This window comes from Pseudomonas syringae (assembly GCF_021605415.1).
GTDB lineage: Bacteria > Pseudomonadota > Gammaproteobacteria > Pseudomonadales > Pseudomonadaceae > Aquipseudomonas > Aquipseudomonas syringae_S.
In genome coordinates this window covers 34,825-50,935 of record NZ_WKEQ01000031.1, presented here as the reverse complement: position 1 = coordinate 50,935, position 16,111 = coordinate 34,825, and the positions used below count along the sequence as shown (strand labels likewise).

Sequence of the window (16,111 nt, the reverse complement as noted above, 5' to 3'; positions counted from 1 at the left end):
GCCACACGCTCGTACCTCAACCCCGTCAGTTTGACGGGGCTTTTTTTGCCTGAAAAAAACCTCTCAGCGCACATTTCCTACAAACAAGGCTTAACAAAGCCACACATCCAGTCGACTTCGTGCCGATATTTTTTATCAACAGACCACTAATCTTGGAACACCAAAGTTAACCATTGAACTTTGCAAACACTTACTTATAAACCGAATTAATTCGAATGGATTCGAACATGTTCAAGCCTGTTATCGGCCCGATTATTGGCCACACCACAACTAACCATGCACGAATATTTATTCGAGGTAATTACCAGCACGATAAACCGGTATTTGCGGCCATTCGTTTTCGCAAGATAGCTGAGCAACGTTGGTCAACGCCCCTGTTTGCACTTCTGGACCCGGTGCACGACATGTCCTGGGTATTTGTCCTCAATGAACTGGCCAGCGACACAGAATATGAATATCAGGCGGGCTGGTTCAGCCCGATGAATCCCGGACACACTGTTGAGAGCATCACCGAATTACCGTTGCAGTGGCCCCGGGAGATTTATCGCCTGCGTACCCGCTGCGCAGACCCCGAACCGGCTCGCGCCTATATCGTCGGCTCGTGCCGATATTTACGCATGACGGCAGGCGTCGCCTCCATGCCCCAGCTCGGCGACAGGATTTTTGCCTCGATCAACCAGTTGATTGAGGGCGCACAACCACCGATCAGCGCGACATTGATGACTGGGGATCAGATCTATGTAGACGACTTGAATGTCGTTGCGCCGGATCGGGAGTATCAGGACATATTGAAAAAGTACCGTTCGGCCTTCTCGCAGCCAAATATTCAAAAACTAATGTCCGGCACGTCGACTTACATGATTCTGGATGACCATGAAATCGAAGATAACTGGCCCGCCAACGCCGCAAGTTCCGACGCAGACTTATATCGCAATGCCATGGCTGCTTACGAGATCTATCAAGCCAGTCACAGTCCGACCCATGAGTTGACCGTAAAAGGAGACGTCAACCGACATAAACTTGAGCATTATTGGTACACGTTCAGCGACGGGGATATCGAATGGTTCGTGACCGACAGCCGAACCCGGCGCAACCTGTCGGCCGAGAATCGACGAATCCTTGATAGAGAGCAGGAGCAGGCCCTTTGCCGATGGCTGATCGATAGCCCGGCGCGGGTCAAATTCGTGGTCACCAGCGTGATGTTCTATCCGGATCGCAAACAGCATGGCGATGATGCGTGGAAGGTGTTTCCCGAACAGCGCTTGCGTTTGCTGGAAACTATCCGCACTCATCGGATACGTAACGCGGTGTTTGTGTCCGGCGATGTCCACGGCTCTTTGACCAGCCGCCTGACGCACAGCGAAGACCCGGACTTCGAAGTCCACACCATCGTGTCCTCGCCACTGTGCAACAGCAAGCTGCTGCCTTACGCCAAGGCGTCGACGTTCATCCTCGATGAGCCCTTGGCGGTGACGGCGGCAGGCGAGTATCGGCATGAACTGACCAGCCTGGTGGTCAGCGAAGATAATTTCGCCCACATCGTGGTCGAGGCTGGGCAGATACAGGTCAATTATCACGACCGCGAGGGCAAGCGGCTGCAATCGATTGGCATTGCGTTGCGTTAAAAAGGGCAAAAGATCGCAACCTGCGGCGGCGCCCACAGGGGATTGCATTGGTGCAGGCTGCGATCTTTTCGCTGTTTTTACCGGCTCGCTGAAGAAATGTTCACTCCAGCCGACATATTCTTATAGCACTTGGCCTTCATGTCTCTTGTCAGTCGGTGCCGCAATGATGCAACCTTGCCGCAGCCAACAGTAAAGAGGGCGCGAGTCCGGCGCGTTCAGCAAATTCCCAAGCGAGTCTCCTTCATGAAGAGCCAACCCGATGCCGCCAGCCGTATGGTGGCCGAGGTAGTGACGCAGTTGCCTGTGCCCTCGCGGCTCGGGATGCTGCGTTACGAGCGGCTGAATGAAGCCAGCTGGGCCATGTTGTTTCTTGATCCCAATTGCGAACGCCAGTTCGGCCAACCAGCGGTCGAGCTTTGCGCACTGGTCGGCTCGCCTTACGCCAGCCTGATGGAGCCCGAAGCGCGCTATCAGTTGCATGACGCGATCCAGCAACAACTGGGCGAAAACCCTCATTATCTGGTGCGCTATACCCTGCACACGCCGGCCGGTTCATTGAATCTGCTGGAAATCGGCGAAGGCTATAAGCAGCACAATCGCCATTTGCTGCGCGGTTATCTGATGGTGGTCGCTGAGGCGCTCGACGGCGAACCGCCGCCAACCTCGCTTGATCTGGAAACCCAGAATTCCCGACTGCAGATCGCGCTGGAACTCAACCAGCGCGCCCAGCAGGAGCAACTGCAACACCTGGAACGGGTGCGTGCCCAGCAGGATTTGATCCTGCTGTTGGCCCGTCAGCGTTACAGCAGCAGCAATTCGCTGCATGAGGCTGCCGAGCTGATCACCCGCTGCGCCTGCGATATCTATGAAATCGACTGCGCCAGTCTGTGGAATCTCGAAGGTCAGCGTCTGGTGCCGATCTCGGCTTATCACCGGGCGACCCAGGAATACTTGCTGCCCGACGAGATCGACATCAGCGATTTCCCCGATTACATGGAGGCGTTGCACAGCAGCCGCGCCATCGACGCGAACAACGCCATGCGTGACCCCCGCACTCGCGAGATCGCCGAAGCCCTGCGCCCGCGTGATGTCAACGCGATGCTCGATGCCAGCATCCGCGTCGACGGTCAGGTGATCGGCGTGCTGTGCCTGGAGCAAACCGGCGTCACCCGCGCCTGGCAAGCGGATGAAATCGCCTTCGCCGGCGAGCTGGCCGACCAGTTCGCGCAGGTCATCAACAACCACAACCGCCGCACCGCCACCAGCGCCCTGCATTTGTTCCAGCGCGCGGTCGAACAAAGCGCCAACGCCTTTTTGCTGGTCAACTGCGACGGCGTGGTCGAGTACGTCAACCCAAGCTTCACCGCAATCACCCAGTACACCACCGAGGAAGTCCACGGCCAGCGCCTGTCTGAGTTGCCGGCGCTGGAGAACCTCAGCGAACTGCTGTTCGACGCGCCCTCCGCGCTGGCCAAGAGCAACAGCTGGCAGGGCGAATTCAAGAGCCGGCGGAAAAACCTCGAACCCTATTGGGGCCAGTTGTCGATTTCCAAGGTTTACGGTGACAACCGTGAGTTGACGCACTACATCGGCATCTACGAAGACATCACCCAGACCAAGCTCGCGCAACAGCGCATCGAACGCCTGGCCTACACCGACAACCTGACCAATCTGGGCAACCGCCCGGCCTTCATCCGCAACCTCGACGAACGCTTCGCCCGGGACACCGATACCCCGATCAGCCTGTTGCTGGTGGACATCGATAATTTCAAGCGGATCAACGACAGCCTCGGCCACCAGACCGGCGACAAACTACTGATCAGCCTCGCCCGGCGCCTGCGCAACAGCCTGAGCCCGAGCGGCAGTCTGGCGCGTTTCGCCAGTAACGAATTCGCGGTGTTGCTGGACGACACGGATCTGGAAACCGGCCAACAGATCGCCAGCCAGTTGCTGATGACCCTCGACAAGCCGATGTTCGTCGATAACCAGTTGATCAGCGTTACCGGCTCCGTCGGTCTCGCCTGCGCGCCGCTGCACGGGCGCGATCCGCAAACCTTGATGCGCAACGCCGGCCTGGCGCTGCACAAGGCCAAAGCCAACGGCAAACATCAGTTGCAGGTATTCACCGAAGCGCTGAACGCCGAAGCCAGTTACAAACTGTTCGTCGAAAACAACTTGCGCCGCGCCTTGACCCAGAACGAACTCGACGTGTTTTATCAGCCGAAACTGTGCCTGCGCAGCGGCCGTTTGCTGGGCATGGAAGCGCTGCTGCGCTGGAACCATCCGGAGCGCGGCATGATTCGTCCGGACCAGTTCATCAGCGTCGCCGAAGAAACCGGCCTGATTATCCCGATCGGCAAGTGGATCGCCCGTCAGGCCTGCCGCATGAGCAAAGCCCTGTCCGCCGCCGGCCTGGGCAATCTACAAGTGGCAATCAACCTGTCGCCGAAGCAGTTCTCCGATCCCGATCTGGTCGCCTCCATCGCCAACATCCTCAAGGAAGAAGCGCTGCCGGCCAATCTGCTGGAGCTGGAACTGACCGAAGGCCTGTTGCTGGAAGCCACCGAAGACACGCACTTGCAGCTCGACCAGCTCAAGCGCCTGGGTCTGACCCTGGCCATGGATGACTTCGGCACTGGTTACTCATCGCTCAGTTATCTGAAGAAATTCCCGATCGACATCATCAAGATCGATCGCAGCTTCATCCACGAAATCCCGGACAACCAGGACGACATGGAGATCACCTCCGCCGTGATCGCCATGGCGCACAACCTGAAACTGAAAGTTGTGGCCGAAGGCATCGAAACCGCCGAACAGCTGGCGTTTTTGCGGCGCCACCGCTGCGATGTCGGCCAGGGCTATCTGTTCGACCGGCCAATTCCCGGCGCCGAACTGATCCAGGCACTCAAGCGCTACCCCCGCGGCCCGCTCCCGTTCTGATTACTCCAAATCCCCCCATATTTGGATAGTGCGTAAGCGGGCATCATTGGGCACACTGGCGGTCTGAATTTTACATCTCAACCACTGAGGGGACTGAACATGGTCTTGCGCTCGGAAATTCTGGTGAACAAAAACGTGCTCCCGACGAAAGAACAAGCCCTGCCCGGCCGCGACACCGCGATGACCCTGCCGGAAAAACACTTTGTGTTCGAAGACACCCCATTGCTTGGGCCGTTTTTCGAAGACGTCGATTTCGCCATCTTCGGACTGGGCTGCTTCTGGGGCGCCGAACGCCGCTTCTGGCAGCGCGAAGGTGTGGTCAGCACCGTCGTCGGTTACGCCGGCGGCTTCACGCCGAACCCGACTTACGAAGAAGTCTGCTCGGGCCTGACCGGCCACGCTGAAGTGGTGCTGGTGGTGTATGACAAAGCAAAGGTCAGCTACGAAGAACTGCTGGCCATGTTCTGGGAATTGCACAACCCGACCCAAGGCATGCGCCAAGGCAACGACATCGGCACCCAGTACCGTTCGGTGATCTACGCGACCTCGCCCGAACAACTCGACGCGGCGCTCAAGAGCAAGGACACCTATCAGGCCGAACTGTCCAAGGCCGGCCTCGGTGAAATCAGCACCGAAATCGACCAGGCGCCCACGGTCTACTTCGCCGAAACCTATCACCAGCAATACTTGGCGAAAAATCCCGAAGGCTACTGCGGCATCGGCGGCACCGGCGTGTGCATGCCCGCGAGCCTGGCCGGCAACTGACCTCCCGACTCTGATCGTTCCCACGCTCCGCGTGGGAATGCAGCCCGGGACGCTCCGCGTCCCCTTCCAGCACTGGAACGCGGAGCGTCCCTAGAGGCATTCCCACGCAGAGCATGGGAACGATCACTCGCAGCGGTCTTATTCAGCAATCAACCAATCCATCTGCCACCCACCCTGGGTCTGCCCGAGCTTCTTGGACAACCACGGCAACAACTCCCGCAGCTCTTCCTCCAGCCCCCACGGCGGATTGGCAATCGCCAGCCCGGAGCCGTTCAGGCTGTTTGGCGTGTCCAGCGGATGCACCAGCAATTCCACTCGCAGCAGTTTCGGCGCACCGGTGCCGGCCAGATCCTGATAGAACCGACGCAATGCGCGCTGATCCTTCACCGGATACCAGATCGCCGCCACAGTCTGGCGCATCCGGCCGATGGCCTCTTTCATCGACGCCGCGCACTTCTGCATTTCATCGAGCTGTTCGAACGGCGGATCGATCAACATCACCGCACGCTTCTCCTGCACCGGCAACATCGCCCGCGCCACATGCCAGCCTTCGCCCAGATGAACCTTCACCCGACGATCACCCGCCATGTTGTCCTTGAGCAGCACGCCGTCTTCCGGATGCTTTTCGTTGAGCATTACCCGATCCTGCGGTCGGGTCAGACGCCGCGCCAGCTCCGGCGAACCCGGGTAATAGCGCAACTGGCCATCCGGGTTCATGGCATGCAGTACGTTCATGTAGTCGGCGGTCAGCGCCGGCAGATCCGGCTGATCCCACAACCGCGCAATGCCTTCCAGATACTCGCCGGTGCGATTCGCCTGATCGCCCTGCAAGTCATACAGACCGATACCGGCGTGGCTGTCGAGATAGGCAAACGGCTGCTCCTTGCGCGACATCAGGGCGATGAGGCGGGTCAAGGTCAGGTGTTTGAACACATCGGCGTGATTGCCGGCATGGAAGGCGTGACGATAATTCATGGCTGCTCCTGCGAAGGGCGCAAAGTTTACCTTTTACCGGACGGCAAGTCAGGAGTGGCGGCTGAGTGGACGCGCTCAACGTCAAAAAATCGCAGCCTGCGGCAACCCGTGCAGGAGCTGCCGCAGGCTGCGATCTTTTGATCTGGCTTCACCCGACCCGCCGCCCGACCACATCCAGCACATCACAGCCATCACGCAGGGAAATCGCACACAGCAACGCAAAATCGCTGAGGATCACCGAATCACATTCGACCGAACCCCGCATGGACATGTTTTCCAGCACTTGGGTGACGGCACAGATGCGGTGTCTGGCGGCGTCCAGCAGGACGTCGATGGGGGCGTGGGTGTCGATGAACAGGGTGGGCATGTCGCTGCAATTGCCGGTCAGCGCCATGAAGCGGTTTTTGGGGTCGGGGATGATTCTTTCGTAGGGTGGATCGGGTGTTAGCGTCGTCATTTCTGAATACCTTTGGCGGAAAAATTCAAGCTGCCAACGACCTTCCTACAGGTTTGGGTGGCAACCGTACGCGAGAGTAGGAAACTGAAGATCCACCAACTCAGCTCACGCCGAAGCGTGTCCCGCGCACAGTCGCCGCGAAGAATGTTACGGACACGCGTCAGGTGCCGCAATCGAACACAACGCTGGTGCACGGTGAATCTGAGGGTTCCTACACCCCGCCACCGCCTCTGCGGTGACAAGTGAAAGACTATCTCCGCAACCCACCGCCCACCAGTTCACGCAAACCGTCACAACTTGAAGGAAATTTCCGAGGGCTTTGCCCGGAAATTTCTCCGATCCATCAATCCAGCTCTTCGGCCAGGTAGTCCAGCAACACATGACCCGGCCCTGATTCCACGAAAAACCTTTCGACCTTCCGGCACAAAACAGTTTCGGGAAACGCCTCATACAATGCCGGATGATTTTCGCTCAGCCATAGCAACGCATTACGAATCTGAACCTCAACGCCCACCTGAGCAACAACCGACTCAGGCACCTGCCACCAGGGAAAACCCCGCTCCGAAGCCTTCGCCGTTCCATTGATCTCAATCGCCTGCCCATTGATCAAACCGCGCTCGATCACCGGCAACAACTGCGCAGCATCCACTTCGGCCGACAGCAGAATCGGCAACAGAAAACGTCCATCCCAAAAACGAAAAAACACCGCTTTACCCTCCGGCGTCAGCACCTGAGTCAGACTTCGGAAATGCTCGACCACGACCTCAAGACTCGCCGACGAAACGGCCAGCCAGCCCCAGTCGCGAGACTCCGTCGTCGCCACCCAATCCAGAAACTCACTGTCAGCGTCGACAATTCCCACGTAAGGCATTACAGCGTCCCACTCGGCATAGGCAGTGTTGTCCCAGATCGAATGTGGAACGTGAGTATTCGAACAGTGCTGCCATGCCTTTAAGGGCTCAATGGAACTGGCGCTGCTGAAGATGGCGAACAATTGCTCCGACGATTTGAGCGGAGTGGTTGCCAGCCACGCACGAGGTTGAAAATCAGGCGGCACAAACACCATCCTTGCAACGCTCACATTCTTCACAAAACGGCGCATCGCTTTTCAGACTCATGATCTGCGCAGCCGTAAGCATCGCCGCCGGCGCCGCGACCATTTTCTCTGGTAAACCCGGAACCACCGGCGCAGCAGTCATCGCCGCCATCGGTGCGCCACCGACTTGAATCGGTACGCTGCTGAAAATCCCGCCGGGGCCGATGTTGATCCACTGCCCGCCCGCCTGAATCGTCACGCTCGCTCCGCCGTCGATGACGACTTGCTGCCCGGCGCTGACGTGGAATTGCTGGCTGACGCTGACCGCTTGATTGCTCACCTGGATATGGCGGTCGCCGGCTACCGATAAATGGTCGTCTTGTTTAACCTCTGTCAGACGCTGGCCGTGGGTGATGCGTTGCTCATCGGCTTTCAGTTCATGTTTCGCCAGGCCTGTGACAACGATGCTGCGCTGGTTGTCGACCTGCACCTGCTGATCGTGAAGCACGTGCTGCGTCCAGTTTCGCTGGGCACGCAGGTAGATTTCCTCGGCGCCTTTGCGATCTTCGATCCGCACTTCGTTGTAGCCTCCGCCGCCCGGACTGCTTTGGCTGCGGAAAATACTGCGGGTCTTGTCCGCCGGCAGATCCAGCGGCACCGGCGTCGCGGCATTCGGCAGGCAGCCCATTACCAGCGGTTTGTCGGCATCGGCGTCGATGAAGCCGACCAGCACTTCCATGCCGACCCGCGGGATCAGCACGCTGCCATAACGGTCGTGTGCCCAACCGGTGGCCACGCGTAGCCAGCAACTGGAATGCTCGTTGAGTTCGCCGTCGCGATCCCAGGCCAATTGCACTTTGACCCGGCCGTATTCGTCGCAATGGATTTCGCTGTCTTTCGGGCCGGTCACAACCGCAGGCTGATAGCCGAGCATGCGAGGCTTTTCCGGCCCGAGCGGTGGGCGGAAGAACACGTCCCACGGCGTGGCAAGAAAGGTATTACGGTAACCCTGGAATTCTTCCCCATCACTGGTCACCGATTCCTCCAGCACTTGCGGTTGGCGCCCACGGTGTTCGATGGCAGTGAGCAGCCACAAGTCGTTCCAGTCCGTGCGCGGATGCTCGGTGAGTTGCAGGAAATGTCCACTGACAAGCGCGGATTCGTCGCTGTGGCCCTGGGCCTGACGATAATCAGCGGCATGGCGTTCAAGCGCTCGCTGGGCGATTTGTTTACCGGTATTGCGCTCGTTGAACTGGCCGGGGAAGTGGTAATCCTCCAACACCGGTCGTTGCTCGCCGTCCACGCGGCTTTCCATAAACAATTTAGGCTTTTGGAAATCGTAATCACGGCGAGTGACAACGCTGGTGCGGGTTTCCACCCTTACGTTGAAACGCTTGATCGCCGGCGCCGCGCCCGCCATGCCGCTGCCCGGCAGATACAAGGTCGAATCGGGCAAACGGGGAAACACGGTCTGGTCGTCGCCGAATACCAGCAGGTGGCCTTCACAGCTGTGCTGAAAATGGAAGTGAATGCCGACTTCGGCACACAAGCGCTGAATGAACGCCAGATCGCTTTCGGCGTACTGCACGCAGTATTCGCGCTCTGGATATTCACTGCCGAGACGGAACTCAAAGGCATCGCGCAGGATGGCGTGATCCTTGAGCACCTGCGCAACGATCTGCGGCACGCTTTGATGCTGGAAGATTCGTTGATTAATGCGATGGCCGAGGTAGGCGAGTCGCGGCACCAGGCTGAGGTGATAACGGGTCAGACGTTTACCGGAATCCCCCTGCCCGACCTGATAAATCTGACCGTGAATGCCGGAACCCTCAGCATTGAAACTCAGAAACGCCTGACAGTGCAGCAGGCTTTCCAGATCAAGATCCGGTCGCTCACTGACCAGCTCCAGCTCAAAACGAAAGGGTTGGCTGATGGCTTCCTTGCCCGTGAACTCAAGCACTTTGAGGTCAATCTGGACGCCTTCGAGGGTCAACGTGAAACGCGGTTGATTGGCAGGCGCGAACATCCGATGTCTCTCTGCAGAATGAAGGCGGGCGATTCTGCATGAGGGGCGAAGCGTGTAAACCGCTGGACAGCAAAATCAGATTTGGACTACACAAGCGGTCGAATACCCTTTCAGAAAACGGTTAGTCCGACTACAGACATATCCTCGGAACGCTCAAATCCCTGTGGGAGCTGGCAAACCAGCGATGAGGCCAGCCCATCAGAAATCCCCTGTGACTGACACCACGCCATCGCTGGCAAGCCAGCTCCCACAGGAGTCTTCGGCGTATTTGAGATTGTGCAGGCAACAAAAAACGGCCCGTCTCTTGTAGGAGACGGGCCGTTTTCTTGTCGGCAATCGCTTCGAGCCTCAGCTCATCGCAATCACTTGTTCAGGTGGAAATCTTTTTCGGCCGCTTCGAAGCGCTTGACCATGCCCATGGTTGGCTCGCCCATGTTGCTGACGAAGTAGATCGCCAGGCTGGCGAAGATGAAGCCCGGGATGATTTCGTACAGACCCAGCAGCTCGAAGTGCTTCCAGACCACGACGGTGATTGCGCCGACCAGAATACCGGCCAGTGCGCCGTTGCGAGTCATGTTCTTCCAGACCACGGAGATCAGCACAACAGGACCGAATGCGGCACCGAAACCGGCCCAGGCGTAAGACACCAGGCCCAGTACACGGTTGTCCGGGTCAGAGGCCAGTGCGATGGCGATCAAGGCGACCAGCAACACCATGGCGCGGCCGACCCAGACCAGCTCGACCTGGGAAGCGGATTTGCGCAGGAAGGTTTTGTAGAAGTCTTCGGTCAGGGCGCTCGAACACACCAGCAACTGGCAGCTCAGGGTGCTCATCACGGCAGCCAGAATGGCTGACAGCAACACACCGGCAACCCATGGGTTGAACAGGATCTTCGCCAGCTCAATGAACACACGCTCAGGGTTTTCGGTCACAGGGCCCGCGACTTCCGGGTGCGCCGAGAAGTAAGCGATACCGAAGAAGCCCACGGCCACGGTGCCGGCCAGGCACAGGATCATCCAGGTCATGGAGATGCGACGGGCCTTGGCAATGGATTTGACCGAGTCAGCGGCCATGAAACGCGCGAGGATGTGCGGCTGACCGAAGTAGCCCAGACCCCAACCCATCAGCGAGACGATGCCGATAAACGTAGTGCCCTTGAGCATGTCGAAGTTGCTTGGGTCTTGCGCTTCGATGGCCAGGAACGTGGTGTCGACGCCGCCGGTCGCCAGCAGGACGATGATCGGCGTCAGAATCAGCGCGAAAATCATCAGCGTGGCTTGTACGGTGTCGGTCCAGCTCACGGCCAGGAAACCACCGATGAAGGTGTAGGCAATCGTCGCCGCAGCACCGGCCCACAGCGCCGTTTCGTAGGACATGCCGAAGGTGCTTTCGAACAGACGGGCACCGGCGACGATGCCGGAAGCGCAATAGATGGTGAAGAACACCAGAATCACGATTGCTGAAATAATCCGCAGCAGGCCGGTGTTATCTTCAAAACGGCTGGCGAAGTAGTCCGGCAGGGTCAGGGCATCGCCGTTGTGCTCGGTCTGCACACGCAGACGGCCGGCGACGAACAGCCAGTTCAGGTAAGCACCGACGACCAGACCGATGGCGATCCAGCCTTCGGACAGTCCCGACATATAGATGGCGCCTGGCAGGCCCATCAATAGCCAGCCGCTCATGTCGGACGCACCGGCAGACAATGCCGTGACGACGCTGCCGAGGCTGCGGCCACCGAGAATGTAATCAGACAGGTTGTTGGTGGAGCGATAAGCCATCAGGCCGATCAGCACCATTGCTGCGATGTAGATCACGAATGTGATCAGTGTTGGATTGCTAACGCTCATTGAGTTACGCCCTGGCTTTGTTTTTATGTAGCGGCGGTGATGAACCGCACGCAAACGACGACGTTTGGCAGACGATCCGGGATCCCGCGCATTTAGGACTGATGTTTCCCCAGGAAAGCCATCAGCCGGTGAAGCCGTTATAGAACCGGTTGCACCTTGGGCGCGAATGCTATGCAACAAATCAAATGAGGTGCAACCTGTTTTGCCAGAATAAGTTGCACCTAGTCGGAATTATCGACAATTGCAGCGTTTTTGCTCCCTTTTGATGCAGTCGAGGCCTTTGTCTAGAAGTAAAAGCACCAAGCAGGGGCAGTACTTTCGTTCCAGAAATTAATTCCTGACGAACTGCGGATTATTCCGACAAAAAAAGGGTTGCACCCGGTTGCACCTCATTCGGTGCGCAGCTAATCTTGCGGCCAGCTGATGCCACGCAACTGTGGCAACCATGAGGATAAAAATATGGCTACCACCACCCTTGGGGTCAAACTCGATGACCCGACCCGCGAACGCCTCAAGGCGGCCGCGACGTCGATTGATCGCACGCCGCACTGGCTGATCAAGCAGGCAATTTTCAATTACCTGGAAAAACTCGAGGGTGGTGCAACCCTGACCGAGCTGAACGGCTTGACCGCCAAGGACGCCGACGACGCGGGCGAAGTCCACGCCGATCACGCTCACCAGTGCTTCCTCGAATTCGCCGAAAGCATCCTGCCGCAATCGGTTCTGCGCGCTTCGATCACCGCCGCTTACCGCCGCCCTGAGCCGGAAGTCGTGCCGATGCTGATCGAACAGGCTCGCCTGCCGGCGCCGATGGCCGAAGCCACCAACAAACTCGCCGCATCCATCGCCGAAAAACTGCGCAATCAGAAAAGTGCCGGCGGTCGTGCAGGCATTGTTCAAGGTTTGCTGCAGGAATTTTCCCTGTCGTCCCAGGAAGGCGTAGCCCTGATGTGCCTGGCCGAGGCGCTGCTGCGCATCCCGGACAAGGGCACTCGCGACGCACTGATCCGCGACAAAATCAGCACCGGTAATTGGCATCCGCACTTGGGCAACAGCCCGTCGCTGTTCGTCAACGCCGCGACCTGGGGCCTGCTGCTAACCGGCAAACTGGTGTCGACGCATAACGAAGCCGGCCTGACTTCGTCCCTGAGCCGCATCATCGGCAAGAGCGGCGAGCCGATGATCCGCAAGGGCGTCGACATGGCCATGCGCCTGATGGGCGAGCAGTTCGTTACCGGTGAAACCATCGCCGAAGCCTTGGCCAACGCGAGCAAGTTCGAAACCAAGGGTTTCCGCTATTCCTACGACATGCTCGGTGAAGCCGCACTCACCGAACACGACGCGCAGAAGTACCTGGCCTCGTACGAACAAGCCATTCACTCGATTGGCAAAGCCTCCCACGGTCGTGGGATTTATGAAGGCCCGGGCATTTCCATCAAGCTGTCGGCATTGCACCCGCGTTACAGCCGTGCGCAGTACGAGCGCGTGATGGATGAGCTGTATCCGCGCCTGCTGTCGCTGACCTTGCTGGCCAAGCACTACGACATCGGCCTGAACATCGACGCTGAAGAAGCCGACCGTCTCGAGCTGTCGCTGGATCTGCTCGAGCGCCTGTGCTTCGAGCCGCAACTGACTGGCTGGAACGGCATCGGTTTCGTCATCCAGGCTTATCAGAAGCGTTGCCCGTACGTGATCGATTACGTGATCGACCTGGCTCGTCGCAGCCGTCATCGCCTGATGATCCGCTTGGTGAAAGGCGCGTACTGGGACAGCGAAATCAAGCGCGCTCAGGTCGAAGGCCTGGAAGGCTATCCGGTCTACACCCGCAAGGTGTACACCGACGTTTCCTACATCGCTTGCGCACGCAAACTGCTCTCGGTGCCGGAAGTCATTTACCCGCAGTTCGCCACGCACAACGCCCACACCTTGTCGGCGATTTACCACATTGCCGGTCAGAACTATTACCCCGGTCAGTACGAGTTCCAATGCCTGCACGGCATGGGCGAACCGTTGTACGAGCAGGTTGTAGGCAAAGTCTCCGAAGGCAAGTTGAACCGTCCGTGCCGTGTGTACGCACCGGTCGGCACCCACGAAACTTTGCTGGCCTATCTGGTGCGTCGTCTGCTGGAGAACGGCGCCAACACGTCGTTCGTCAACCGCATCGCCGACCAGTCGATCTCGATTCAGGAACTGGTGGCCGATCCGGTTGCCCAGATCGAGCAGATGGCAACGCTGGAAGGCGGTTTCGGCCTGCCGCACCCGCGCATTCCGCTGCCGCGTGACCTGTACGGTTCCGAGCGCGCCAACTCCAGCGGCATCGACATGGCCAACGAACATCGACTGGCGTCGTTGTCCTGCGCTCTGCTGGCTACCGCGCACAACCACTGGAAAGCCGCGCCGATGCTCGGTTGCGCTACCAGCAGCGAAACCCCGGCGCCGGTATTGAACCCGTCGGATCTGCGTGACGTGGTCGGCCATGTGCAAGAAGCCACCGTTGAAGACGTCGACAACGCGATCCAGTGCGCACTGAACGCCGCGCCAATCTGGCAGGCTACCCCGCCGGCCGAACGCGCCGCGATTCTGGAACGCGCCGCCGACCTGATGGAAGCCGAGATCCAGCCGCTGATGGGCCTGCTGGCCCGTGAAGCCGGCAAGACCTACGCCAACGCCATCGCCGAAGTCCGCGAAGCCGTCGACTTCCTGCGTTATTACGCGGTTCAGGCGCGCAACGATTTCAGCAACGACGCGCACCGCCCGCTGGGCCCGGTGGTCTGCATCAGCCCGTGGAACTTCCCGCTGGCGATCTTCAGCGGCCAGGTCGCCGCTGCACTCGCCGCCGGTAACCCGGTGCTCGCCAAGCCTGCGGAACAAACCCCGCTGGTGGCGGCTCAGGCTGTGCGCCTGATGCTTGAAGCCGGGATTCCGGAAGGCGTGCTGCAACTGTTGCCGGGTCGCGGTGAAACCGTCGGCGCCGGTCTGGTGGGCGACGAACGCGTCAAAGGCGTGATGTTCACCGGCTCCACTGAAGTGGCCCGCCTGCTGCAACGCAACATTGCCGGTCGCCTGGACAACCAGGGCCGTCCGATCCCACTGATCGCCGAAACCGGTGGCCAGAACGCGATGATCGTCGACTCCTCGGCACTGACCGAACAAGTCGTGATCGACGTGGTGTCCTCGGCCTTCGACAGCGCCGGCCAGCGTTGCTCGGCACTGCGTGTGCTCTGCTTGCAGGAAGATTCCGCTGATCGTGTCATCGAAATGCTCAAAGGCGCGATGGCTGAAAGCCGACTCGGCAACCCGGAGCGGCTGTCCGTGGACATTGGCCCGGTGATCGACGCCGAAGCCAAGGCCGGTATCGAGAAGCACATCCAGGGCATGCGCGACAAAGGTCGCAACGTGTACCAGGTGGCCATTGCCGACAGCGAAGAAGTCAAACGCGGCACCTACGTCATGCCGACCCTGATCGAACTGGAAAGCTTTGACGAGCTGCAACGCGAGATCTTCGGTCCGGTGCTGCACGTGGTTCGCTACAAGCGCAAGGACATCGACCAACTGATCGCGCAGATCAACGCTTCCGGCTACGGCTTGACGCTGGGCGTGCACACCCGCATCGACGAAACCATCGCCAAGGTGATCGACAACGTCAATGCCGGTAACGTCTACGTCAACCGCAACATCGTCGGTGCCGTGGTCGGTGTGCAGCCATTCGGCGGCGAAGGCCTGTCGGGTACTGGTCCGAAGGCCGGTGGCCCGCTGTACCTGTACCGTTTGCTGTCGACGCGTCCTACGGATGCGATCGAACAATCCTTCGCTCGCGGTGATGCTGCCGCCGCTCCGGACGTTCGCCTGCGCGACGCCATGAGCAAACCGCTGACCGCCCTGAAAGCCTGGGCCGACAGCAATCAGTTTGCCGACCTCAGCACTCTTTGCGTGCAGTACGCAGCGCAATCGCAAAGCGGTGTGACGCGCCTGCTGGCCGGCCCGACCGGTGAGCGCAACAGTTACGCGATCCTGCCACGCGAGCACATCCTGTGCCTGGCGGACGTCGAAGGCGACCTGCTCACCCAACTGGCGGCGGCACTGGCTGTAGGCGGTTCGGCGGTATGGCCGGAATCCGACATGAGCAAAGCGCTGTTCGCACGCCTGCCGAAGGAAATTCAGTCACGCATCAAACTGGTTTCCGACTGGAACAAGGACGAAGTGGTGTTTGATGCAGTGCTGCATCACGGCCATTCCGACCAGTTGCGCGCGGTCTGCCAGCAAGTGGCCAAGCGTGCCGGTGCGATCGTTGGCGTTCAGGGCCTGTCCCAGGGCGAGACCAACATTGCGCTGGAGCGCCTGGTGATCGAGCGGGCGTTGAGCGTTAACACCGCTGCGGCGGGTGGTAATGCCAGCCTGATGACCATCGGTTAAACCCGATAATCCGGGCACCTGCATGGG

General features: G+C 59.1%; 9 protein-coding genes. 4 read left to right on the top strand and 5 right to left on the bottom strand.

Going from position 1 to position 16,111, the window contains the following annotated elements; genetic code table 11:
• Positions 1 to 227: 227 nt before the first annotated feature.
• The 3 genes from GIW69_RS20060 (at position 228) to msrA (ending at position 5,330) form a co-directional block, all read left to right on the top strand.
• On the top strand, positions 228 to 1,625 hold the full coding sequence (locus tag GIW69_RS20060; RefSeq protein WP_236484519.1) for an alkaline phosphatase D family protein: 1,398 nt from the start codon (positions 228 to 230) through the stop codon (positions 1,623 to 1,625).
• A gap of 243 nt (positions 1,626 to 1,868) precedes the next feature.
• Complete coding sequence (locus GIW69_RS20055; RefSeq protein ID WP_236484518.1) at positions 1,869 to 4,565, top strand: GGDEF and EAL domain-containing protein; 2,697 nt, start codon at positions 1,869 to 1,871, stop codon at positions 4,563 to 4,565.
• 99 nt (positions 4,566 to 4,664) lie between these two features.
• Complete coding sequence (gene msrA / locus GIW69_RS20050; RefSeq protein WP_236484517.1) at positions 4,665 to 5,330, top strand: peptide-methionine (S)-S-oxide reductase MsrA; 666 nt, start codon at positions 4,665 to 4,667, stop codon at positions 5,328 to 5,330.
• Positions 5,331 to 5,468: 138 nt separating this feature from the next.
• Here msrA and GIW69_RS20045 read toward each other — a convergent pair whose 3' ends face one another.
• The 5 genes from GIW69_RS20045 to putP form a co-directional block, all read right to left on the bottom strand.
• On the bottom strand, positions 5,469 to 6,305 hold the full coding sequence (locus GIW69_RS20045) for a 23S rRNA (adenine(2030)-N(6))-methyltransferase RlmJ (protein WP_236484516.1): 837 nt from the start codon (positions 6,303 to 6,305) through the stop codon (positions 5,469 to 5,471).
• Positions 6,306 to 6,453: 148 nt separating this feature from the next.
• The gene (locus GIW69_RS20040; RefSeq protein ID WP_236484515.1) at positions 6,454 to 6,762 is read right to left on the bottom strand and encodes a hypothetical protein; all 309 of its coding nucleotides are present in this window, start codon (positions 6,760 to 6,762) and stop codon (positions 6,454 to 6,456) included.
• A gap of 343 nt (positions 6,763 to 7,105) precedes the next feature.
• A complete protein-coding gene (locus GIW69_RS20035; RefSeq protein ID WP_236484534.1) occupies positions 7,106 to 7,819 on the bottom strand; it encodes a DUF4123 domain-containing protein in 714 nt (237 codons plus the stop codon).
• Positions 7,809 to 9,824, bottom strand: coding sequence for a type VI secretion system Vgr family protein (locus tag GIW69_RS20030; RefSeq protein WP_236484514.1), 2,016 nt, complete (start codon positions 9,822 to 9,824; stop codon positions 7,809 to 7,811). Before GIW69_RS20030 ends, GIW69_RS20035 begins: the two co-directional genes overlap by 11 nt.
• 362 nt (positions 9,825 to 10,186) lie before the next feature.
• A complete protein-coding gene (putP, locus tag GIW69_RS20025) occupies positions 10,187 to 11,671 on the bottom strand; it encodes a sodium/proline symporter PutP (RefSeq protein ID WP_236484513.1) in 1,485 nt (494 codons plus the stop codon).
• Positions 11,672 to 12,130: 459 nt separating this feature from the next.
• On the opposite strand from putP, the gene putA reads away from it, so the two are divergent.
• A complete protein-coding gene (gene putA, locus GIW69_RS20020) occupies positions 12,131 to 16,084 on the top strand; it encodes a trifunctional transcriptional regulator/proline dehydrogenase/L-glutamate gamma-semialdehyde dehydrogenase (RefSeq protein WP_236484512.1) in 3,954 nt (1,317 codons plus the stop codon).
• The last annotated feature ends 27 nt before the right edge of the window (positions 16,085 to 16,111 follow it).

What these genes read in the sequence shown, in the direction of transcription:
- GIW69_RS20060 (WP_236484519.1), top strand. Translation starts at nt 228, where the DNA reads ATGTTCAAGCCTGTTATCGGCCCGATTATTGGCCACACCACAACTAAC.
- GIW69_RS20055 (WP_236484518.1), top strand. Translation starts at nt 1,869, where the DNA reads ATGAAGAGCCAACCCGATGCCGCCAGCCGTATGGTGGCCGAGGTAGTG.
- msrA (WP_236484517.1), top strand. Translation starts at nt 4,665, where the DNA reads ATGGTCTTGCGCTCGGAAATTCTGGTGAACAAAAACGTGCTCCCGACG.
- GIW69_RS20045 (WP_236484516.1), bottom strand. Translation starts at nt 6,305, where the DNA reads ATGAATTATCGTCACGCCTTCCATGCCGGCAATCACGCCGATGTGTTC.
- GIW69_RS20040 (WP_236484515.1), bottom strand. Translation starts at nt 6,762, where the DNA reads ATGACGACGCTAACACCCGATCCACCCTACGAAAGAATCATCCCCGAC.
- GIW69_RS20030 (WP_236484514.1), bottom strand. Translation starts at nt 9,824, where the DNA reads ATGTTCGCGCCTGCCAATCAACCGCGTTTCACGTTGACCCTCGAAGGC.
- putP (WP_236484513.1), bottom strand. Translation starts at nt 11,671, where the DNA reads ATGAGCGTTAGCAATCCAACACTGATCACATTCGTGATCTACATCGCA.
- putA (WP_236484512.1), top strand. Translation starts at nt 12,131, where the DNA reads ATGGCTACCACCACCCTTGGGGTCAAACTCGATGACCCGACCCGCGAA.